Source organism: Vibrio sp. Isolate24, from assembly GCF_022398215.1.
Classification (GTDB): domain Bacteria; phylum Pseudomonadota; class Gammaproteobacteria; order Enterobacterales; family Vibrionaceae; genus Vibrio; species Vibrio coralliilyticus_A.
On sequence record NZ_JAKEUU010000020.1, the window covers coordinates 1 to 602 of the forward strand.

1 tRNA gene and 1 rRNA gene are annotated in these 602 nt (G+C 40.2%); both read left to right on the forward strand.

Annotated elements, in window-relative coordinates:
• Window positions 1–138: ribosomal RNA gene (locus tag L1D23_RS22135) — 16S ribosomal RNA — on the forward strand; the annotation flags it as partial.
• 89 nt (window positions 139–227) lie between these two features.
• Window positions 228–303 (forward strand) — tRNA-Glu (locus tag L1D23_RS22140).
• Window positions 304–602: the final 299 nt, after the last annotated feature.

Below are 602 nucleotides of genomic sequence, written 5' to 3' on the forward strand. Positions count from 1 at the left end.
GTCACACCATGGGAGTGGGCTGCAAAAGAAGTGGGTAGTTTAACCTTCGGGGGGACGCTCACCACTTTGTGGTTCATGACTGGGGTGAAGTCGTAACAAGGTAGCGCTAGGGGAACCTGGCGCTGGATCACCTCCTTATACGATGATTACTCACGATGAGTGTCCACACAGATTGATGGTTTATGTAGTTTAAGAGAACGAASATMYCCCAAKATSTTCAACTTAGTGTCCCGTTCGTCTAGAGGCCTAGGACACCGCCCTTTCACGGCGGTAACAGGGGTTCGACTCCCCTACGGGATACCATCTTTAAGTACATTTCTTTTGAAATAGAAAGTCTTAAGTGTTCTTAAAAATGGTTCTTTTCTTTATAGAAAGTTGAATCTAGCTCTTTAACAATTTGGAAAGCTGACGAATAACAACAATCCCCATCTCTATGAGATGCGTTGTTATTCATTTAAAAGTTCTCAAATCCTAAGTCTTTATGATTTAGGTACCAACACACATTCAAGTGTTCTTGGCTTTTTGTTTTCACTTTTTATAAAAAGTAAAATAAAAAGATATTTGAGTCCGGCAAAATCGAGTCTGCATCATGTTTAAATAAT